19 protein-coding genes are annotated in these 19,033 nt (G+C 60.3%); 3 read left to right on the top strand and 16 right to left on the bottom strand.

Going from position 1 to position 19,033, the window contains the following annotated elements:
* Positions 1-193 precede the first annotated feature (193 nt).
* The 7 genes from minE to B9Z34_RS10345 all read right to left on the bottom strand — a co-directional run bounded on the left by minE (position 194) and on the right by B9Z34_RS10345 (position 4,364).
* Positions 194-454: a cell division topological specificity factor MinE gene (minE, locus tag B9Z34_RS10315; RefSeq protein WP_108428041.1), complete on the bottom strand. Its 261-nt coding sequence runs from the start codon at positions 452-454 to the stop codon at positions 194-196.
* 3 nt (positions 455-457) lie between these two features.
* Positions 458-1,273 carry a septum site-determining protein MinD gene (gene minD / locus B9Z34_RS10320; protein ID WP_108428042.1) on the bottom strand — a complete coding sequence of 272 codons (816 nt, stop codon included), beginning with the start codon at positions 1,271-1,273 and terminating at the stop codon, positions 458-460.
* A gap of 37 nt (positions 1,274-1,310) precedes the next feature.
* The gene (gene minC, locus B9Z34_RS10325; RefSeq protein ID WP_108428043.1) at positions 1,311-2,096 is read right to left on the bottom strand and encodes a septum site-determining protein MinC; all 786 of its coding nucleotides are present in this window, start codon (positions 2,094-2,096) and stop codon (positions 1,311-1,313) included.
* A gap of 286 nt (positions 2,097-2,382) precedes the next feature.
* Positions 2,383-2,592 (bottom strand): DUF2788 domain-containing protein, encoded by a 210-nt coding sequence (locus tag B9Z34_RS10330; protein WP_199220112.1) that lies wholly within the window; start codon positions 2,590-2,592, stop codon positions 2,383-2,385.
* Positions 2,592-3,434, bottom strand: a complete 843-nt coding sequence (locus B9Z34_RS10335) for a DUF2189 domain-containing protein (RefSeq protein ID WP_108428145.1) — start codon at positions 3,432-3,434, stop codon at positions 2,592-2,594. The genes B9Z34_RS10330 and B9Z34_RS10335 overlap by 1 nt, the downstream gene beginning before the upstream one ends.
* A 128-nt stretch (positions 3,435-3,562) precedes the next feature.
* The gene (locus B9Z34_RS10340; RefSeq protein WP_233249546.1) at positions 3,563-4,216 is read right to left on the bottom strand and encodes a Spy/CpxP family protein refolding chaperone; all 654 of its coding nucleotides are present in this window, start codon (positions 4,214-4,216) and stop codon (positions 3,563-3,565) included.
* A complete protein-coding gene (locus B9Z34_RS10345) occupies positions 4,167-4,364 on the bottom strand; it encodes a heavy-metal-associated domain-containing protein (RefSeq protein WP_108428147.1) in 198 nt (65 codons plus the stop codon). The genes B9Z34_RS10340 and B9Z34_RS10345 overlap by 50 nt, the downstream gene beginning before the upstream one ends.
* Before the next feature lie 65 nt (positions 4,365-4,429).
* Between B9Z34_RS10345 and B9Z34_RS10350 the strand changes: the two genes are divergently transcribed.
* Both B9Z34_RS10350 and B9Z34_RS10355 read left to right on the top strand, forming a co-directional pair.
* On the top strand, positions 4,430-6,646 hold the full coding sequence (locus tag B9Z34_RS10350; protein WP_108428045.1) for a cation-translocating P-type ATPase: 2,217 nt from the start codon (positions 4,430-4,432) through the stop codon (positions 6,644-6,646).
* A gap of 139 nt (positions 6,647-6,785) precedes the next feature.
* Entirely contained in the window at positions 6,786-7,367 is a 582-nt protein-coding gene (locus B9Z34_RS10355) for a hemerythrin domain-containing protein (RefSeq protein WP_233249547.1), read from the top strand.
* A gap of 13 nt (positions 7,368-7,380) precedes the next feature.
* Here B9Z34_RS10355 and B9Z34_RS10360 read toward each other — a convergent pair whose 3' ends face one another.
* The 5 genes from B9Z34_RS10360 to B9Z34_RS10380 all read right to left on the bottom strand — a co-directional run bounded on the left by B9Z34_RS10360 (position 7,381) and on the right by B9Z34_RS10380 (position 11,567).
* Positions 7,381-8,034: a hypothetical protein gene (locus B9Z34_RS10360; RefSeq protein WP_146179638.1), complete on the bottom strand. Its 654-nt coding sequence runs from the start codon at positions 8,032-8,034 to the stop codon at positions 7,381-7,383.
* Positions 8,031-9,164 (bottom strand): alkene reductase, encoded by a 1,134-nt coding sequence (locus B9Z34_RS10365; RefSeq protein WP_108428048.1) that lies wholly within the window; start codon positions 9,162-9,164, stop codon positions 8,031-8,033. The genes B9Z34_RS10360 and B9Z34_RS10365 overlap by 4 nt, the downstream gene beginning before the upstream one ends.
* 31 nt (positions 9,165-9,195) lie before the next feature.
* Positions 9,196-9,981, bottom strand: coding sequence for a class II aldolase/adducin family protein (locus B9Z34_RS10370; protein ID WP_108428049.1), 786 nt, complete (start codon positions 9,979-9,981; stop codon positions 9,196-9,198).
* Positions 9,982-10,068: 87 nt separating this feature from the next.
* The gene (locus B9Z34_RS10375; protein ID WP_199220113.1) at positions 10,069-10,338 is read right to left on the bottom strand and encodes a YkgJ family cysteine cluster protein; all 270 of its coding nucleotides are present in this window, start codon (positions 10,336-10,338) and stop codon (positions 10,069-10,071) included.
* A 2-nt stretch (positions 10,339-10,340) separates the two neighbouring features.
* The gene (locus B9Z34_RS10380) at positions 10,341-11,567 is read right to left on the bottom strand and encodes a murein transglycosylase A (protein WP_108428051.1); all 1,227 of its coding nucleotides are present in this window, start codon (positions 11,565-11,567) and stop codon (positions 10,341-10,343) included.
* On the opposite strand from B9Z34_RS10380, the gene B9Z34_RS14640 reads away from it, so the two are divergent.
* Positions 11,500-11,652 (top strand): hypothetical protein, encoded by a 153-nt coding sequence (locus B9Z34_RS14640; RefSeq protein ID WP_199220110.1) that lies wholly within the window; start codon positions 11,500-11,502, stop codon positions 11,650-11,652. The genes B9Z34_RS10380 and B9Z34_RS14640 overlap by 68 nt on opposite strands.
* Before the next feature lie 20 nt (positions 11,653-11,672).
* Here B9Z34_RS14640 and B9Z34_RS10385 read toward each other — a convergent pair whose 3' ends face one another.
* The 4 genes from B9Z34_RS10385 to B9Z34_RS10400 are packed head-to-tail and all read right to left on the bottom strand — an operon-like array spanning position 11,673 to position 19,027.
* Positions 11,673-12,227 carry a C40 family peptidase gene (locus B9Z34_RS10385; protein WP_233249549.1) on the bottom strand — a complete coding sequence of 185 codons (555 nt, stop codon included), beginning with the start codon at positions 12,225-12,227 and terminating at the stop codon, positions 11,673-11,675.
* A gap of 14 nt (positions 12,228-12,241) precedes the next feature.
* Positions 12,242-12,892 carry a response regulator transcription factor gene (locus tag B9Z34_RS10390; protein ID WP_108428052.1) on the bottom strand — a complete coding sequence of 217 codons (651 nt, stop codon included), beginning with the start codon at positions 12,890-12,892 and terminating at the stop codon, positions 12,242-12,244.
* 9 nt (positions 12,893-12,901) lie between these two features.
* Positions 12,902-14,983 carry a PAS domain S-box protein gene (locus tag B9Z34_RS10395; RefSeq protein ID WP_108428053.1) on the bottom strand — a complete coding sequence of 694 codons (2,082 nt, stop codon included), beginning with the start codon at positions 14,981-14,983 and terminating at the stop codon, positions 12,902-12,904.
* Positions 14,984-14,989: 6 nt separating this feature from the next.
* Positions 14,990-19,027, bottom strand: a complete 4,038-nt coding sequence (locus B9Z34_RS10400) for a YhdP family protein (protein WP_233249561.1) — start codon at positions 19,025-19,027, stop codon at positions 14,990-14,992.
* Positions 19,028-19,033 lie beyond the last annotated feature (6 nt).

A 19,033-nucleotide genomic window follows, 5' to 3' on the forward strand; every position in this document is an offset into this window, starting at 1 on the left:
AGCTGCCAGTCCTCATCGAGGCGAACAAATTCCGACGGCTGCACCGAGCACTCCATGGCCTTCTCCTTCCATACGCAATGGAGAAGAGCATATCTCAAATTGATATTTTAAGTTAGCGCATATGCGCGCATGCGGGTATCCAGGGTGAGCGAAGACATGGACACCCGATCGAGTCGGGTATGACGAGATCAGATCAGCGCGCGTCAGGCAACTCGATCTTGACTTCCAGCACTTCCAGGTTGTCCTGGCGTTCCAGGTTCACCTTGATGTCCTCAGGGTTGATCTTGATGTACTTGCTGATCACAGCCACCAGCTCGCGTTGCAAGTCGGGCAGGTAGTCTGGCTCGGCGGCATTGCGACCGCTGCGCTCATGGGCCAAGATGATTTGCAGGCGTTCTTTGGCGACGCTTGCGGTCTTCTTCTTTTCACCCAGCAGGAAGGAAAGAAACGACATGGTTCACTTGCCTCCAAACATGCGCTTGAAAAAGCCAGGCTTGACCGCTTCCGTGAAACGCATGGGCTTGTCTTCACCCAGGAAGCGGTCAATCACATCCTTGTAGGCCTCGGACACATCGGTGTCGTTCATGTGGATGGCAGGCGTGCCCTGGTTGGAAGCCTGCAACACATTGTCACTTTCAGGAATCACACCCAGCAGCTTGATACGCAAGATGTCCTGAATGTCCTGCAAGGACAACATCTGACCGTCTTCCACCCGGTTGGGGTTGTAACGTGTGATCAGCAGATGCTCCTTGATCGGCTCCAGACCTTCAATGGCACGCTTGGTCTTGCTGCCCAGCATGCCCAGAATGCGGTCCGAGTCGCGCACCGAAGACACCTCAGGGTTGGTCACCACCAAAGCTTCATCGGCAAAATGCATGGCCATCAAGGCACCGGTTTCAATGCCCGCAGGGGAATCACAGACGATGTACTCAAAACCCATGTCGTTCAGATCGTTGAGAATTTTCTCCACGCCTTCTTGTGACAAAGCATCTTTGTCACGGGTTTGAGAAGCCGCCAAAACAAACAGATTTGGACATTGCTTGTCCTTGATCAGCGCCTGGTTCAGGTTAGCCTCGTCTTGGATCACATTGATCAGGTCATACACCACGCGGCGTTCACATCCCATGATCAGGTCCAGATTGCGCAGACCCACATCAAAGTCAATGACAGCGGTCTTGAAGCCTTTGAGCGCCAGACCCGTAGCGAAACTGGCGCTGGTGGTGGTTTTACCCACACCGCCTTTGCCAGAGGTCACAACGACGATTTTTGCCATGGGATTTTCTTTCTTGGACTAAGGTGAATGACAAAGGTCAGGGTTTGAGCGGCGTCACCAGCAATTTGTCGCCATCAGGGCCTGATTGCAAACAAACCTGGGCAGGTCTGCCCAATACCTCTGGAGGTAAAGCGTTTTCGCTGGTGCGATACACACCTGCGATCGAGATCAGTTCGGGCTCCATGGCCAAGGCAAAAATACGGGCCTCGGTGTTGCCCCGCGCACCTGCGATGGCCTTGCCACGCAAAGTCGCATAAATGTGAATATTGCCATCAGAAATCACTTCGGCACCTGGATTCACCATCGCCATGACCACCAAGTCACGGCCTTTGGCGTAAACCTGCTGACCCGAACGCAAAGGCTTGTCCACGACCATAGCCCCTTGGGGTACCACCACAGGTGCTGGAGGTGCTACAGGCGCCTCAGACGGTGATGGGTTGGGGTCGGGTGGCACAAGCTCCGAAACGGCCACAACGCGCCGAATACGGGCATCTGAAGCATCCACCAGACCTGCTGCCTTGGCCTGATCCCAAACAGCGCCTTCAGCGCCTTTGACTGCCAAGGGTACCAAAGCGTGTTGTGTGAGCACCTGCATGAGGGCAGGGATATCGATGAAAAAGCCTTCTTCCCGGGTGTCCAGAGCTGTCAAATCAATGATCACAGGATCATGGTCGAAGAAACCCGGACTTTCGGCACATTGTTCGCTCAAAGCGTGTGAAACGGCTTGAATGTCCGTGGTCTTCAACAGCAAAGCCACCATGGACAGGTCAGCGCTTTTGATGTCGTAACAGGATAAACGTGCTTCTTCTGAAACGATAGCCATGGTGCCGCAAGGTTGGAAAGTGCCAAATCTTAACAGTGCTGTTGTTCTGTCTTATTTCTCTATAGTTTTATATCTTTAAATAGCAGTAGTAGGTAAGCACAGGGCTGTTCTGTGGATAAGCAAAATTTTCTCTTTAAAAACAGAGGCTTGCATATTTTTCAAGCCTGTGTGTGGGTCTGCTTTTGAGCTGTCTTGTCAAAATGAACAACTTGCGCAAAGCGGATCACGCTGTGGATAAGTGCCGTGTTGCCCTTTTTTTATCCACAGCCTTGTACCAAAACGGCTTTCAGCCCCCGATGGCCCATTGGATGACACCTTTGGCCACAAAACCCAACATGCCAAAAGCCAGTCCGAGAAAAAGTACAAAAGTGCCGAATTTGCCTGCTTTGGATTCCCAAGCCAATTGGATGATGATGAACAGCATGTACAGCATGAAGGCACCGACACCGATGGTCAGGCCAAACCATGCAAATTGTTCTTCGTTGAAGCCGAACATCACGGTTCACCCTGCCCTGAAAGGCGCTCGGGCAAATCCGACACATCCACCATGTGGCGGTAGGCATGCCAACTGCCATGGCCCAGCATGGGCACCACCAGGATCAGGCCCAGCAACAGGGAAAAAATGCCCAGCAAACTGAAGCCCAAGATCAGGAATGCCCAAAAAGTCATTTGAAAAGGGTGGGTCAACACCGCTTTCCAGCTGGTCAGCACCGCTTGCAACACCGTGACACGTCGGTCCAACAGCAAAGGCATTGAAATCACACTGGAGGCGAACACCGGGACGGCCATCATGCCCCCCAGTCCGACCCACAGCTCAAACAAATGCCCTTCTTTGGCCAGTACCACATGGCGCACAAAGTCCATGGGTGTGTGAATGGGGGCGGGGGCCAGCAAAGTGATGAGGGCAGACGAGGTGATGACCCAGCCTGTCGCTGCCAAACCCAACAGCAAGCCAAAGCGGATCAGGCTCCAGTAACTGTCCGGTTCGTGGTGCAAGCGCAGCTGCCATTGCGTCCAGGTGTTCAGCAGCAGCCGAAAATCAACGGTTTCACCCTTTTCCAGGGCGCGGCTCATGGCGTAGAGGCTGGTGGCCAATACCGGAGCCACCACCATGAAGCCGGACAAAGAACCCACCAAAAGCCAGAACCGATCGTGTGCGATCCAGGCGATGCAGCTGCCCAAAAAGGTCAAAATCAGACCGTGCATCGTGCTCAGCAAAGGGGCCCGCGCCAGATCCTTGAAGCCCAAAGCCAGCCATTGCATGGGCTGGTCTTTCAGCAGGGGCAGAATGGGCGGTAAAAAAAGGCCAGAACGGGTCTTGGCGCTTGGGGTTGGCATGGAATCAGGCATGGGCACAGCTTACCCATCCTCGATCCCATCAACCTTGACCTGTGTCAAATCCAGAAAGGCAGAAAAAAGGCCACGGGTCAAAGTGGCCTTGTCATCAATACTCTAAACAGAGGCGTTCAGTGGTGACTGTGATGGCCACCATCACGGCCCATTTTGTGGCCCATGCCTTGCATCATCCGTGCAGTTTCGGCATCAAATACTTTTTTCTGTTCTGCATTGAGCGCAGCATAAAAAGTTTTGGTGGCTTCGGCACGTTTTTGCATGTCTGCATCACGTGACGCTTTGTGCGCTTGCATCTGGTCGATGCGCTCGGGCGTGCTCAGCTTTTGCAGCGTTGCACGGTCCGGGTGCGCCATCCTTTGACCAGGCGGTTGCATGTTTTGCGCAAAAGTGGTCCAAGCATTTTCCTGACCAGCTTCAAGCTTGAGTTTGCCTTTGAGGTCAGCCCAATGTTTTGCATGCCGCTCGCCCATTGGGGTGCGCATTTGTTCCATGCGTTGGGCGCGTGGACTGTCGGTTTTGGCTTCAGGCACCGGTTGTGCCAGAGCCAGGCCAGAGAGGCTGGCCAACAAAGCGCTGGCGATGAGTGTGTGGCGAATCGATTTCATGGCGAACATCCTTTCAGTGATGGAACGCCTCCAGTCTCGCCGCTTGATGTGTCTGGGGTGTGGCGCGCTTGCAGCGATTTGTAAAGTTCGGTGAACAAGGAGCAATAAAAAATCACGCCACAACGCTATAGCCTTCATCGGCGATGGCTTTGGCCAGGGCATCGCGTGGTATTTCTGAATCCACTTCGACCTTGTTTTGCGTGCGGTCGACCAGAACTTTGGCTTCGGCGTCCAAAGACAACAAGGCTTTGGTCACGGCTTTTTCGCAATGGCCACAAGTCATACCCTCAACGGTGAAAATTTGGTTCATGATGTCTCTTTCAGGCATACCCTCATGGGCGTGCTCAAAGCATAGCGCCAAACCACTGTATTGACATGACACAGATCAAGACGGAAGCCCAGAACAGGGAGACCATTCACGACATCGGCATCGGCGGCATGACCTGCGCGTCCTGTGTTGCACGGGTTGAAAAAGCACTTTTGAAAGTTCCGGGCGTGGACGCCGCAACCGTGAATCTGGCCACCGAGTCGGCCCGGATTGTTGTGCATTCAGCGCAAGCGAGTGATGCGGTTTTGCGCAGGGCTATTCGTGATGCGGGCTATGAGCCCCTGATGCACAGCGAACGTGAAGAAAGCGATCAGACCTCGCCCTGGACCGGTTTTTCACCAGTGGCATGGGGCTTGGTCTTGTCAACGCCTTTGGTGCTGCCGATGCTGGGCAGTTTATGGGGTCAACATTGGATGTTGCCTGCCTGGGTGCAGTTTGCTTTGGCCACCCCGGTGCAATTCATTTTGGGAGCACGCTTTTACAAAGCAGGTTGGCACGCGCTCAAAGCCTTGACGGGCAATATGGATTTGCTGGTGGCATTGGGTACCACAGCGGGTTGGTTGTTGTCGGTGTGGTTGTGGTGGACAGCACACCCGGGCCATGAACCTCATTTGTACTTCGAAGGTTCGGCCGTGGTCATCACCTTGGTGATGTTGGGCAAGTGGCTGGAGACCCGTGCCAAACGCCAAACGACCGAGGCCATTCGGGCGCTGCACGCGCTGCGGCCTGACAAGGCCCATTGGCTCAGCGATGAAGGCGAAATCGATGTGCCCGTCGCAGAAATTCTGGTGAACGACCGCATCGTGGTTCGGCCCGGTGAACGGTTTCCGCTGGACGGTGAATTGGTCGAAGGTCAAACACAGGTAGACGAGTCCATGCTGACAGGTGAGCCCCTGCCCGTGAGCAAAGTGGTGGGTACGCGGTTGACCGGGGGATCCATCAACGGCGATGGTCGCGTGGTGATGCGCGTGAGCGCCGTGGGGCATGAAACGGTGCTCTCGCACATCATCCGCTTGGTTGAAGACGCACAGGCCGCCAAAGCCCCCATTCAACGGCTGGTCGACAAAGTCTCCGAAATTTTTGTGCCCGTCGTGCTGGTGGTGGCCTTGGTCACGCTGGGGGTCTGGGTGCTTCAAGGCGCGGGTTTCGAGACGGCATTGATCCATGCGGTGGCGGTGTTGGTGATCGCCTGCCCCTGTGCCTTGGGTTTGGCCACGCCCGTGGCCATCATGGCGGGAACAGGTGTGGCTGCCAAAAACGGTATCTTGATCAAGGACGTCCAGGCTTTGGAATGGGCACACAAGGTGCAAACAGTAGCCTTTGACAAAACGGGCACGCTCACTGTGGGGCAACCCCGAATGGTGCGCCACGTGGTGGCGCCAGGGCAGGATGAGATTTCTGCCCTGACCTGGGCCGCGAGCGTACAAAGCGGCAGTGAGCATCCCTTGGCCAAGGCGGTGGTGAGCATGGCGACAACTCACAAACTTAAATTGCTGGAACCCGAAAACCTCACAGCAGTGCCTGGCCGTGGTGTGCAGGCCACATTGGGCGGACGCCAGATGATGCTGGGCAGCCTGCGCTGGTTGCAAGATGAAGGCATGGACAGCAGCATCTGGGCGCAAGACACACAAGCCTTGCTGGGTCAGGGTGCAACGCTGTCCGCTTTGGCAGAAAGAACGCCATCGGGTGTGCAAGGCATTTTGCTCATGGCTTTTGGCGACGAACCCAAAGCAGGCGCAGCGCAAGCCTTGGCCGCACTGCGCGAAAGGGGCTTGAAACTGGTGATGATTTCAGGTGACAACCAGGCTGCAGCCGAAGTCATGGCACGTCGGCTGGGCTTGCGGCCAGAAGAGGGTGAGGTCTTGGCCAACGTGCTGCCTGGCGACAAGGCCGCCCAGGTTCAACAGCTGCGTGCAGGAGGGCGGGTGGTGGCGATGGTGGGCGACGGGGTGAACGATGCGCCTGCGTTGGCCGCCGCCGATGTGGGCATGGCCATGGGCAATGGCACCGACGTGGCCATGCACGCGGCAGGCATCACCCTCATGCGCGGTGATGTGGCGCTGGTGGGTGCGGCGCTCGACATCTCGGCACGCACCGTGGCCAAGATCCGGCAAAACCTGTTTTGGGCCTTTGCCTACAACGTGGCGGGCATTCCGCTGGCCGCGTTGGGCTACCTGAACCCGGTGATCGCGGGTGGGGCCATGGCGCTCAGCTCGGTCAGCGTGATGAGCAACGCCTTGCTGCTCAAACGCTGGAAACCTTGAAATCCGTTTCTTAATTTTGGGAGGTCGCGCCTGCGGCCGAGCGTCTGCAAAGCCAAATCACCCATTCTTGACATGTGTCATGGTGCGCTTGGGCGCCAACCGGCAAACTGAAAGCCTTCAGAAACCGGAAATTATTTTCATGACACAGCACAGCGCGCTTCAAATCATCCGTGACGAACACGCCTCCTTGGCGGCCATGCTCCAGTCCATGCGCATGATGGTCCAACGCGGACCTGCAGACGACCGACGCAACTTCTTTGACGTGCTGCGTGCCATGCTGTTTTACATCGACGAATTCCCGGAGCGCTTGCACCACCCCAAGGAATCGAACCTTTTGTTCCCTAAAGTCGTGAAGCTGGCCCCCAAGGTGATGGGTGCCATCGACAAGCTGGAGCGTGATCACATGAACAGCGAAAAAGCAGCCCGTGACCTGCAGCACTTGTTGCTGGCATGGGAGCTGCTGGGCGCGGGCCGTCGCCAGGCGTTCGAAGAAGTATTTGAAAAATACGTCAGCTTCTATCTGGAGCACATGAACCTGGAAGAGTCCGTGATCTTGCCCGAGGCGCAGCGTTGTTTTTCAGAGGACGATTGGCGCGTGCTGGACGCAGCGTTTGCCGAAAACGGGGACCCGCTCACAGGCCATTACCCACCCACCCAGGCGTTTGAAAAATTGTTCAGCCTGATCGTGACCCGGGCACCTTCGCCCATTGGGCTGGGTTGAGGGATCGCGGTTTTCAGAACATCCATTTGGTCCCGAGTGTCACCAGGTTTTGCCCCGCCTGGCGACCCACGCTGGCGTCCAGCTGCAACTTGGGCAGGATGTTCGTGCGCAAGCCCGTGGCCCAAGTGGGCTTGTCGCGCTGTTGTCCATAGACCTCCACATGGGCGGTGATGTCGCCATAAGCACGCTCCCAAGCCAGCCCCCAAGTGCCGACGCGTTGGCTGCTGGCAAAATCCAGCGCCCCCAAATTGGTGTGCAGGCTGCCCAGGGTCGGGTGGTTGCAGGTCAACAGGGCATTCACATAGCCCATGGACGACTCCCCGGTGGTGCGGGCAGCGCCCAACACAGCACCGATATGGCAGCCGTTTTCCTGTGATTCGGTGATCCTGAACTTGGCCTGAACGTTCAAGGTCTCAAGCCCTGTTTTTTGCTCTCGGGCGATGCCTGCGCCCAGCTCCACGTTTTGAATGGGTGCATAGGCTGGCGCGACAGTCCAGCTGCGCGAGCCGTTGGGTGCGCGCGTCCACCAGCCCTCCACATGGCCTTCGCCCACATCGTTCACATTGGCGTCGTCCACTGTCAAGGGTCGACCCGCTTGTGCCTGCAGGGTGCACACCAGGCCCAACAAAAGAAAAACGACTTTGCGTTGCATTCCAAAACGATTCATGACGTGCTGCCTTGTTGAAGAAAAGGATAGTCGGTATAGCCTGTGTCGTCACCGCCATAAAAGGTCTTGCGGTCAGGGGTGTTGAAAGGGCCACCTTGCTTGAGTCGTGCGCCCAGATCCGGGTTGGCAATGAACGGGCGGCCAAAGGCCACCAGATCGGCACCTTGCGCCAGCGCTTGTTCGGCCAGCGGCAGATCGTAGCCATTATTGAGCATCCAGGTGCCATGCCCCTTGGCTGCGGTGTAAGCCTGGCGCAGCGCGGCGTAATCAAAAGCCTGTGCCCCTTGTTGGTGGTCGCGAGGCCCACCGGTTGAGCCTTCGATCACGTGCACAAAGGCCAGCCCCATCGGGCCCAGTAAACGGACCACATGTTCAAACAAGGGCTGGGGCTGGTCGTCACTGGCATCGTTGGCGGGTGTGACGGGAGACAGGCGAATGCCCGTGCGATCACCGCCAATTTCAGCCACCACGGCGCTCATTACTTCGTGCAGAAAACGGGCGCGGTTTGCAATGCTGCCGCCGTAAGCATCGCTGCGCTGGTTGCTGCCTGAGCGCAAGAATTGGTCGATCAGGTAACCGTTGGCTGCGTGCACTTCCACGCCATCAAATCCGGCCACGATGGCGTTGGCGGCGGCGCGGCGGTAGTCTTGCACGATGCCCGGCAATTCTGCGGCGTCCAGCGCACGGGGCGTGGAGGTGTCCACAAACTGGGCCTGGCCGTTGACCAGCAGCACCGTTTTGGTTTTGGCTGTGATGGCTGAAGGTGCCACAGGCGGTGCACCCCCGGGTTGCAAGCTGGTGTGTGACACCCGGCCCACATGCCACAGCTGCATCACGATCTTGCCGCCCTCGGCATGCACGGCGTCTGTGACTTGCTTCCATGCGGCGGCTTGTTCGTTGCTCCAGATGCCGGGCACATCGGCATAGCCTTGGCCTTGCTGGCTGATGGCGGTGGCCTCGGTGATGATCAGGCCCGCACCTGTGGCCGGGTTGGCGCGTTGGCGGTAATAAGTGGCCATGCGTGCGTTGGCCAGTGCACCGGGTGCGCGGTTGCGGGTGAGTGGGGCCATCACGATGCGTGAGGCCAAAGCGATGCCGCCAACTTGGCAGGGTTCAAACAAAGAAGTCATGCGTGCAATTCAAAAAATTCAGAGGAGGTGATCAAACGTCGTAGCCCGGGCATTCCCGTTGCAGCTTGCGCAGCAGCGAAGGCCAAACAAACGCACCGCCCAAGCCACTCGTTTGCACGCGCATGGCGTTGGCCACGCCATCCAGAATTTGGGGGTTCACCGCCGTGAGGTCTTTCGGGCCCGCTTGCCCGGCCAGCGCGTCGACCTGAATCCGGCAGGTGTTTTCAAACGTGTACATCGACAGAAATGCATCGGCAATGGTTTTGCTCACGGTGAGCAAACCGTGGTTGCGCAGCACCAGGTAATTGGCCGATCCCAGATCGGCTTGCAGGCGCAGTTTTTCGTCGTCGCGGATGGCCACGCCTTCGTAGCCGTGGTAGGCCAGCGAGGCCAGCACAAAGGTGCTTTGCTGGCTGATGGGCAACACGCCATGTGCTTGTGCGCTCACGGCCACGCCCGCCCGGGTGTGCGTGTGCAATACGCAGCCGGCATCGGGCCGCGCCTCGTGCACCGCGCTGTGGATCACAAAGCCTGCCGGATTCACCGGGAACGGGCTGTCATGCAGTTTGTTGCACTGCATGTCCACTTTCACCAGGCTCGACGCGGTGATTTCGTCAAACATCAGGCCATAGGGGTTGATCAGAAACTGGTGCGCATCACCCGCCACCGAGCGCGGCAGCTTGGCGCTGATGTGGGTGAACACCAGATCGCTCCAGCCGTACAGCGCCACCAGCCTGTAACACGCGGCCAAGTCCAGCCGCAGCTGCCATTCGTCGGGGTGAACGCTGTCTTTCAAAGAAGGAATCTCAAACGCCATGGCCGTGCTCCGAAAGTCAAAAATTTCAGCTTACCCATGAACCGTCGGCGCTCATGACGTCTTGGTGACTGGCGCAGTAGTGCCGCTTCAGGTATCCGGGCGAGTCAGCTGTTCAAGCCGGGTGAGGTAAATCCGCGCAAACTGGCCCTGATCGTCCAGCGGGCCGCACATCTCCAAAGTGGCTTGCAGTTGCCCACACACGGCAGGCCGCTGGGGCTGGCCAAATATTTTGCAGCGCAGCTGCTCGTCGAGCTGGATGCAAGGCACGCCTGCGGGTTTGCCTTGGGGCATGCCGGGGATGGGCGAGGAGATGGACGGCGCCGTGCAACAGGCCGCGCAACCGGATCGGCAGTTCAGACTCATCGGGGCCACAGCGCCCACATTTGCAGGGGCTGCTTCATGCGCCCTGCCAGCTCACCCGCTGTCGGGCCGGAGCCTGCGTAGTAGTCGGCCCGCACCGCGCCGACAATGGCGGTCCCCGTGTCCTGGGCCAACACCAGGCGGTCAAGCCGGGTTTGCGGGCCGCTGGATTTGAGCCACACAGGGGTGCCATACGGAATGCTGCTGCGGTCCACCGCGATGGAGCGCTCTGCGGTCAAGGGCACGCCTTGTGCTCCTTTGGGGCCTGGTGGCACCGTGCCAACAGGCAAGGCTTCTTCCTTGAAGAAAACCACACGGGGGTTTTGCCACAACAACTCGTTCACACGCGAGGGGTTGCGGTCAATCCATGCTTTGATGCCCGGCCACGAGGCGTCACGAATCAGGTTTTGGTCCAGCAGCCAGCGGCCAATGCTTTTGTAGGGCTGGTCGTTGGTGCCCGCAAACGCCAGCCGCACCATGCGTTGCCTGCCATCGGGTTCGCGCACATGGATCAGGCCTGAGCCCTGGATGTGCAGCACCATGGCGTCAACCGGGTCGGCCAGGTACACCAGGGCCTTCCCGCGCAGGGCGGCACGCGCGTGCGGCAGGGTGTCCATTTCCTGTCGGGTGTACCAGGGCTTGCGTTTGTTCAGGTCGGCAGGCGGGCCATAGAGCGGCACCTGAAAGCCGGGGCGTGCCTGGCGCTCGGCGTTCAAGACGGGCTCGTAGTAGGCCGTCAACAAGCCCTCGCTTTGCTGGGTGTGTGACTCCACGCGGTAGGGCTGCAATTTCTCGCGCAGCCATTGGCGTTGCGTTTGCACAGGTGCCTGTGCCAGTTGCCGAACTTCCGGGCACAGCGCAGCCCATGCGGGACTGGGGCGGGTGCAGCTTTGTACCCATGCAGGCCAGGCTTCGTGCACCGCGTCTTGTTCCAGTCCGGGCAGTTCGGACCAAGGCACCGGAACCCAGCGGCTTTTGGCTTGCAAGATGACGGGGGGCAGCGACGTCACATCCGCAGTGGGTGGCGTGGCCAATGGGCCGCTTGGGCTGGGCTCATCCAGCACGGGGGCGACCGAGCAGGCGGTCAGGCTGCCTACAATCGCAGCCAACAGCCAGCGGGCACCCGCGCGGCGAACATTCAGAAACGGGAACTTGATCATGGCGCTTATTTTGCTGGAAGCCTTGTTGGCCCTGGTGCTCTTCGTCGTGATTGTGTGGTGGACCATGTTTTCCGGGCGAAACAAGGGCGAATTGCCACAGGCCGATCTCATGCCTGCAGACAAAAAAGACCAGGACGAACCCAAGGCCTGATCGCGGCGCTGAGCGAGGGCTCAGTCCAGCAGCGTTCCGGCGCCTTCGAAACGCTGGGCGTAATAGCGGTTGCTCAGCTGGTCCATGCGCACACCGGTTCGGGGGTTGCTGGCGTGCACAAAGCGGCCGCCGCCCACATAGATACCGACATGTGAATGCCGTGCACCCAAGGTGTTGAAGAACACCAGATCACCCGGCTGAATGCGGGTGCGGTCAACGGGCCGTGATTTTTGACCCAGATCGGCCGAAGTGCCCTTGACGGGTAAACCGGCCGCCTCCCGATAAACATGCGAGACCAGACCTGAACAGTCAAACCCTGTGGCAGGCCCCCGGCCACCCCAGCTGTAAGGCGTGTCCAGCAATGACATAGCAAACAAAGCCAGGTCGTTGCGTTTGGGGTGGTATTCGGTGCTGGCGGCGGGTGTGGGCTCGGATGCCAGCTCTGGCGCACGGGTGGGCCCTGAACGGTGGTCTGTCAACACCGGGGCAGAGGAGCAGCCTGCCATCAAAAGAGCCAGGCCTGTGAGGGTGGCGATCAGGCCGGTACGGGTGTGCGCTGGGATGGGAAGGGTCATGTCCGGGGTCTGGCTCATGTCAGTGTTCGCATCAGGTTGGCCAATTCAACAGCCGATTTGACTTCCATTTTGTCAAAAACGCGCGAGCGGTGCACCTCGACCGTGCGCACGCTGATGTCGAGTTGGTCCGCGATCAGCTTGTTGGGCAGGCCTTCCACCACCAGGCGCATGACATCGCGCTCGCGCTCGGTCAATTCGCCCAGGCGCGATTGCAAAAAGTCCTGTTGGGTGCGTGCATTCAAGCGATCCTGAGACAAGCGCAGCGCCTGTTCCACCCGATCGACCAGGGCGTTGTCCGAGAAAGGCTTCTCACAAAAATCAAACGCACCGCGTTTGACGCTGTCTACCGCGGTGGGCACATCTGCATGACCGGTGAGAAAAATCACGGGCCAAGCCTGCGCGATGCCGCTGGCTTGCAGGTGTTCAAACAAGGCCAGGCCGCTCATGCCCGGCATGCGCACATCCAGCAAGATGCATCCGGCTTGCTGGGGCAAAGGGCGGGGCTGGGTCTGCGAAGCCGCCGTCTCCAGCATCTCCAAAAACGCTTCGGCGCTGTCGTAAGACTCGCTGAGCAGGCGCCGTGTGCGCAGCAACCAGGCCATGCCTTCGCGCACGCCAATGTCGTCGTCCACGATGTAGACCATGCTGTCAAAAGGGGGCTGCATGGCGCGATTTTAGGCGGTGTGTGTGGTTTGACTGCCTGCTGCGGGCAGCGTGAAACGGAACACGGTGCCGACGGGCTTGTGTGGTGCGAATTCCAGTTGGCCCCCATGTTGTTCGACCACGGTGCGGCACAGGCTCAGGCCCAGGCCCATGCCTTCGGGTTTGGTGGTGAAAAAGGGGTTGAACAGCTGGGCCGCCACATCGGGCGCAATGCCTGCGCCCAGGTCGGTCACAGAAAACGCGACGCCCGCATGCTCCTGCCCGGGCGCAGCCAGTTGCACCTGCAGCACCAGCACCCTGTCGCGGCAGTGTGGCGAATCCATGGCCTGCATGCCGTTGCGTGCCAGATTCAGCAGAACCTGCTCGACCATGGTGCGGTCACACCACACGGCAGGCAGTCGGGCGTCCACCCGCATGTGCACGCGCACCTGCAGCTTGCGCGCTTGCAGGTTGACCAGCGGGGCAATGGCGTCCAGCAGGGCCTGCGGCTGCACCGCTTCGCGGGCCTGGTCTCGGCGGCGCACAAAGTCGTGCACGCTGTTGATGACGCGCCCGGCCCGCTCGGCCTGTTCGGCAATGCGGCGCAGTGCCATGTGCACATCGTCCAGGGTCTGGGGCTCGGCTTGCGGGTCTTTGAGCAGGTTGAGCGAGCCGTTGGCATAACTGGCGATCGCGGCCAAAGGCTGGTTCAGCTCGTGGCTGAGCAAGGACGCCATCTCGCCCACGGTGGCCAGACGTGCCGTGGCTTGCAGGCGGTCCTGGCTGGCCCGCGAGAGTTCTTCGATGCGGCGCTGCTCGCTGATGTCGATGACCGCGCCCATCCACCCGGTCTGCTCGCCCTGCACGCTGATCAGGGGGGCCTCGATGATCAGCACTGGAAAGCGGGTGCCGTCCTGGCGCATGAAGACCGATTCAAAACCCTCTCTGGGTGACGCATTGCCCGCCATGCGGATGGCCTGACGCTGCTGGTATTCGTCCACCATTTCGGGGGGCCAGTAAGGCATGGGGGCGTTCTGGCCGATCAGGGCCTCGGCCTCCCAGCCCACCATCTGGCAAAAGGCCGGGTTCACATAGGTGATGCGGCCTTGCAGGTCGCGTGCACGCAAGCCCGTGACCAAAGAGTCTTCCATGGCTTTGCGGAAGGCCAGCGCATCGGCCAGGTCGCGCTCGGCCTTCAGACGCCTGCGGGCGTCCTTGGTCAGCAGCACCATCACCGTGATCAGCGCGATCGACATGCCCGTGACCAAGGCCGTGAGCACATTGGGAAACAGGTCCGGTTCGCCCCGCCGACCGTCCATGCGCAGCAACAAGGTGTTCCCCGGCAAATCCACCAGTTGCTGGCTGGTGAAGACCCGTCGTTCACGGCGCTGTGCACCCGCAATGGCCAGGCGTGTGCCGTCCGGTTCGACAAAAGACAATTCGTTTTTGCGCCCAAAAGTACGACCCAGGCGCTCAGTCAAGAGCTCCTGCAGGCTGTAGGTCACGACCGTAGAGCCCACCCATTCCCCGTTTTGTGTGACGGGCAGGCACAGCTCCATCACTTCGATCCCCAAGCCGTCGCTTTGCGGCAGGAAGTAAGTGCTGGAGTAAGCGGGGCCGTTCAGGCGCCTGGCCCGCTGGCAGGCTTGGCTGGCCTCGTTCAGGACCTCGTTGCGCGAAATGCGCTCAAACGCAGGCGCACGCAAGGGCGAATCGGCAAACGCTTGCAATTGCCAGGTTTTGTCGCGCCACTCCACGCGCAACCAGTCCCGGTTGTCACGCAGCAGCGCCAAGGCTTCGGGTTGCCAAGTGGCGGATGCGAAATGCCCCGATTGCAAGGCTTGCAAAGCCTGCACTTGCCGCGACAGGCTGCTGCGCAAATCACTCACGGCGTCGGCGGTGTCGCGCTCCAGCTCGGCCTGCACCTGACTGGCCTCATAGCGCCCGGCCAGCCATACCAGTGTGGCCAGCACGGCCAGCACCAGCGAAATCAGCGCTGCCCACAAGGAGCGTCGTCCGGACCCCCAGGGCAGGGCCTTGTCGAGTTGGGCGCTGATCCGGTTCAGTTGTCTTTGCCATGCGGCCATCAGGCGCGGGGTGCCGAGCGTGGTCATCGGGCTTCAGGGCGGTGTGTTGGCTGCAGGTGGGGCCTTGCCATCGCCCGTGCTGCTGACTTTGGTGACCCGCGGGTCGGCCCAGCTGCCATCGATGAAAAACTCCTGGGTGTTGGCTTTGATCAAGGGGTTTTGCAAGAACAGCTGCGCCAGAAAAGCCGTGAGGCCGACCACGGGGTTGACCGCAATGCCCGCCACCAGAGAGGCCGTGCCCGCGTCGAGTGCGGGCAAGATCACCACCCGCAGTTTTTGGGTCTCCTGGGCGATGTCGGCCGAGCCATCGAGCTGCACCAGTGCGTTCACGCCCTTGATTTGCATGTTGCGCGTGTAGGCAATGCCTTGTGCGATGCTGACGTCGCCACGCACCGAATCAAAAGCAAAGCCTTCGGAAAACACATCGCGGAAATCCAGCAGCAGTCGCCGCGGCAAGGCTTGCAGGCTCAAGACCCCCAGCAATTTGGCCGCCCCCGCATCGGCTTTGAGGAACTGACCACGGCCCATCTTGACGGCAAACTGGCCCGACATGCTCGGGTAATGCAAGGCCAAGGGAGAGCCTTGCCAGCTCACGGTGCCTTCGAGTTGGCCCGTGCCGCCACGCAAGGCGTTGGGCGTGCCCAGCCGCGTGAGCAAGGCGCCCGCGTCGGAAATGTCCAACTTGAAATTCATTTCGGTTTTGCGCTGTGAGCCGCCTTCGGCAGCGGTCAGCCAGCGCCCGGTGCTACGCAAGCTGGCCTCGGGGACGGTGATGTTGAATTTGTTCAATTGCCACTCGGGGTTGGCTTTGATCCGGGTTTTGGGCTGCTCGGTGTTGAGGGCTTCGATCTCGATGCGCCCGAGTTTTTTCCCGCGCAGCTCCAGCTGTTCCACCACGATGTCCAGAGAGGGCAAATTGACCGGGGGCGCTTCGAGCAGACCCTCCACTTCGGCCACACTGGATGGCGGCAAATTCAGGCGCGACAGGCGTGCAAACAAGTGGCCCAGCTGGTCGTTGCTGGGTTGGCGGTAAACCACATGGCCGTTGAGCTCGCGGGCATCGACGTTGACGCGCCATGTGTTTCCCTCGCGCACACCGCCTGCCACCACCTGGTGCAAAGTGCGGCCATCGGCGGTGAGCGTGTTGGCCTGCAGGCCGATCCGCGTGGGGCTGTAGGCTGTCCAGGCGGTTTTGCTCGTGGCTTTCTGGCTTGCTGCGCCCAGGTCGGCGGGCAGCAGGCTTTGCCAGTCGTCGACCGCAAAACGGTCCAGCGCCACCGAAGCGCTGACCCCTGTGGCCGGCAGCGCTGGGGCTTGCGAAGCTGGCAAACCCAGGGTGAGGCTGCCCCGCAGGACCACGGCTTCCGGACCCGACAGATCACGCACATACAGGGCCGAGGCCACGGTGCCCCATTCGAGCTGCAGTTGGTCGCGCAAGGTGGTGCCAGACCCCTGCACACGTGTGCGCAGGGTGACGGGCATGCTGACATTCGCCGCCTTGCCCAGAGGCGCGGGCAGTTTCAGGGCTAGGCCTTCGAGCTGGCTTTGCAGTGTGAATTCGGGTTGTCCTTGTCGCCAGCCCAGTTGCGCGCTGTAACTGGTGGCACCCGTGGCGTGTTGGGCCCAGGCGTTGAGCGGGCTGATCTCTTTGGCCTGGCGAAGCCCTTCGGCCGTGATCTGGCCTTGGGCGCGCAGTTGCAAGGCGCTTTCGTTGGTGGCCGCGCCTGGGTTGGGCCGCATGCCGCCCTCGATCCGAACCGGCCCACCCAACAGGCGCGCTTGTGTGCCGCTCAGGCTGAAACCGGCTTCGCTGAACTGCACCGTGCCCTGGAGCTTTTCTAGCAGGGGTGTGTCGGGCGTCATGCGCACATCGTTGCCGCCCAACACCACGGCGCCTTGTAACTTGGTGTTTTGGGGGGTGAGCAGGGGCACGGCCAGTTTGAAGCGGGTTTGCACATTGCCAGTGGCCTGGGTTTGGCGCAAAGCGCCTGACAACATCGCGTCCAACGGTGATTTCTGGACCAGCGTCAGCACTTGTGCCGCGGGGCCTTTGTTTTCGGCAGAGACGTTCAGCACCGGGCTGTTCAACATGTCGGGGATTTCGGCTTGGCCTGCGGTCAGGCCAAGGCCGGTGCGGGGATCGCCTGCACGGGCGCTGGCGTCGCTGAGTTTCATGCCCAGGTGGTCGAAGACGAGCTGACCGGTCAGCTTGTGCAGCCGCGGCCAGGGCAGGCTTTTGGGGGGCAGCAAAGCTGCAGGCAGGTAATCCAGTTCCACATCCTGAATGCGCCCAGCAAACCGGAAATCGCCCTCTTTGGCGTTGGCAAAGGGCAGCTTGGCCAGGTCGCCCTTGATCTTGACTTGCACGTCAGAATAGACACCTTTGACCACCGCGTCCCGCACATATTGGCGCACGTTCGCGGGCAGTGTCAGGGGCAGGTAGCGGTGCGCCTGCGCCGCGTTGGCCTGCTTGATCTTGCCTTGCAGGTCCAGTGTGCCGGGGCCTTGGCCCTGGGGGGCGGGATGCCATTGGCCCTGCCATTGGCCTTGCAGGTCCGCGTTGGTCAGTTCAAGTTTCCAGTCGGGCACGTGCCACTGTGAGTTCTCGCGTTTGAAAACCGCTTGCGCGTGCAAAGACTGCACACGCACCTCGGGGTCTTCCAGGATCCCCGGCAAAAACACGGCCCCGTCAGCGCCCATGTTCAACTCAATTCGCCCACCATCCTGGTTCAATTTCAGCTGGGCTTGCGCACCTTGCACGCCCGGCCAGCGGGTTTGTTTTTCACCTTGGCGTGTGGTCGGCGGTGGCAGTGACAACTTCTGCAAGGTGACTTGTCCGTCATAGCGCTGAGGCGTTTGCCAATCGCCCTGCCAACGCCATTGCAAGGCCTCGACTTGCCCGCTGACGGTTTGCTGTTGCAGGCGTTGACGCCACACGTCTGGCAAAGGCATGCGCAAGGCCACTTCGCGCAGCGCCAACAGGTCCAGGTGATCGGCTTGCAGTTGACCGCTGGCCGCGTTTTTGCCTTGTGGGTGGGTGTAGGTCAGCGCGGCATTGCCGCCAGGCCAGGCCAGGCCCTGGTCGCTGACAAAGGCCAGGTGCTGTGTCGAGACCTCGAAGCCCAGCGGGCTGACCCGGCCGCCCAAACGCCCCGAGAAGCGTTCAAAGGTCAGTGGTGCTTCGTTCTGCGCCCAGGCGGTTTGCAGACCCGTCAGGTGGACATCGGCCACGCCGCCAGCCCACTGGCCGTTGTTCACGTCGTTCCACAGACGCAGGCTGCCTTGACCCGAGGTGATCTTCACGCCTGCAGGCAGGTACGGCCCGAGCTGCGCCACATCCATCTGTGGCAAGTAGGTGTAGACCTGACCCGTCCAGTCCGCCCATTGCCCCGGGTGGATGGACAACAGGTTGCGTTTGAAGCGGCCCATGGTGACAAAGCGTTGGCCCCAGTTGTCGGGGGGGGTGGCGTCCAGCCGGACATCGTGGTGCCGGGCCGAATTGCGCAGCACCAGGTCCAGATCGCGCAGCGACACGCTGGCAGACGCCCCGTCCTCTTGCACAGGGTCGGGCGTTGTGTTCTCGCGGGTCCAGTGCAACGTGCCGCCGCGCACAATGACCTCGCGCTGTGCAAACAACCAATCGGCGGCGGCGTTGTCACCGCCTTTTGTTGGCGTCCAATCGAGCCCGGCCACGCGCCAGCGTCCATTGGCCATTTGCCGGACATCGAGCTCAGGGCCGTCCAGCACCAGTTGCTCCAGCTTCAAACCCAGCACGGAGCGCACGCTGATCGCGATCATCACCTTCGGCAGCCGCAAGGCGGTGCGGCCCTCGGGGTCGAGCAGTTCGATGTTGCGCAACTCAAATGAGGGGACCCAGCCCGTCGATTCGGCTGAGATTTCACCAATCCGCACCGGAACCCCGATGGTTTTCTGGGCCAAGCGCTCCAGCGCGGGGCGGTGTGTGTCGATTCGCGGCACAATCCAAAAATGCAAGGCAGTCCAGGCCATGCCCAATGAGACGCCCAGCACCAACAGGACCCAGGCCACGACCCGCATCAAGCGGGACAGCACGAGGGT

Origin of the sequence: Limnohabitans sp. Hippo3, assembly GCF_003063665.1 — a bacterium.
GTDB lineage: Bacteria > Pseudomonadota > Gammaproteobacteria > Burkholderiales > Burkholderiaceae_C > Limnohabitans_A.

Bases quoted from the DNA above. Each gene is read 5' to 3' on its own strand.
- B9Z34_RS10355 (WP_233249547.1), top strand. From the start codon at position 6,786: ATGACACAGCACAGCGCGCTTCAAATCATCCGTGACGAACACGCCTCC.
- B9Z34_RS10385 (WP_233249549.1), bottom strand. From the start codon at position 12,227: ATGACCCTTCCCATCCCAGCGCACACCCGTACCGGCCTGATCGCCACC.
- B9Z34_RS10330 (WP_199220112.1), bottom strand. From the start codon at position 2,592: ATGTTCGGCTTCAACGAAGAACAATTTGCATGGTTTGGCCTGACCATC.
- B9Z34_RS10390 (WP_108428052.1), bottom strand. From the start codon at position 12,892: ATGCAGCCCCCTTTTGACAGCATGGTCTACATCGTGGACGACGACATT.
- B9Z34_RS10370 (WP_108428049.1), bottom strand. From the start codon at position 9,981: ATGGCGTTTGAGATTCCTTCTTTGAAAGACAGCGTTCACCCCGACGAA.
- minC (WP_108428043.1), bottom strand. From the start codon at position 2,096: ATGGCTATCGTTTCAGAAGAAGCACGTTTATCCTGTTACGACATCAAA.
- B9Z34_RS10365 (WP_108428048.1), bottom strand. From the start codon at position 9,164: ATGACTTCTTTGTTTGAACCCTGCCAAGTTGGCGGCATCGCTTTGGCC.
- B9Z34_RS10395 (WP_108428053.1), bottom strand. From the start codon at position 14,983: ATGACCACGCTCGGCACCCCGCGCCTGATGGCCGCATGGCAAAGACAA.
- B9Z34_RS10350 (WP_108428045.1), top strand. From the start codon at position 4,430: ATGACACAGATCAAGACGGAAGCCCAGAACAGGGAGACCATTCACGAC.
- B9Z34_RS10345 (WP_108428147.1), bottom strand. From the start codon at position 4,364: ATGAACCAAATTTTCACCGTTGAGGGTATGACTTGTGGCCATTGCGAA.
- B9Z34_RS10380 (WP_108428051.1), bottom strand. From the start codon at position 11,567: ATGGTCCACCACACAATCACGACGAAGAGCACCAGGGCCAACAAGGCT.
- minE (WP_108428041.1), bottom strand. From the start codon at position 454: ATGTCGTTTCTTTCCTTCCTGCTGGGTGAAAAGAAGAAGACCGCAAGC.
- B9Z34_RS10360 (WP_146179638.1), bottom strand. From the start codon at position 8,034: ATGAATCGTTTTGGAATGCAACGCAAAGTCGTTTTTCTTTTGTTGGGC.
- B9Z34_RS10335 (WP_108428145.1), bottom strand. From the start codon at position 3,434: ATGCCAACCCCAAGCGCCAAGACCCGTTCTGGCCTTTTTTTACCGCCC.
- B9Z34_RS10340 (WP_233249546.1), bottom strand. From the start codon at position 4,216: ATGCCCTGGCCAAAGCCATCGCCGATGAAGGCTATAGCGTTGTGGCGT.
- minD (WP_108428042.1), bottom strand. From the start codon at position 1,273: ATGGCAAAAATCGTCGTTGTGACCTCTGGCAAAGGCGGTGTGGGTAAA.
- B9Z34_RS14640 (WP_199220110.1), top strand. From the start codon at position 11,500: ATGGCGCTTATTTTGCTGGAAGCCTTGTTGGCCCTGGTGCTCTTCGTC.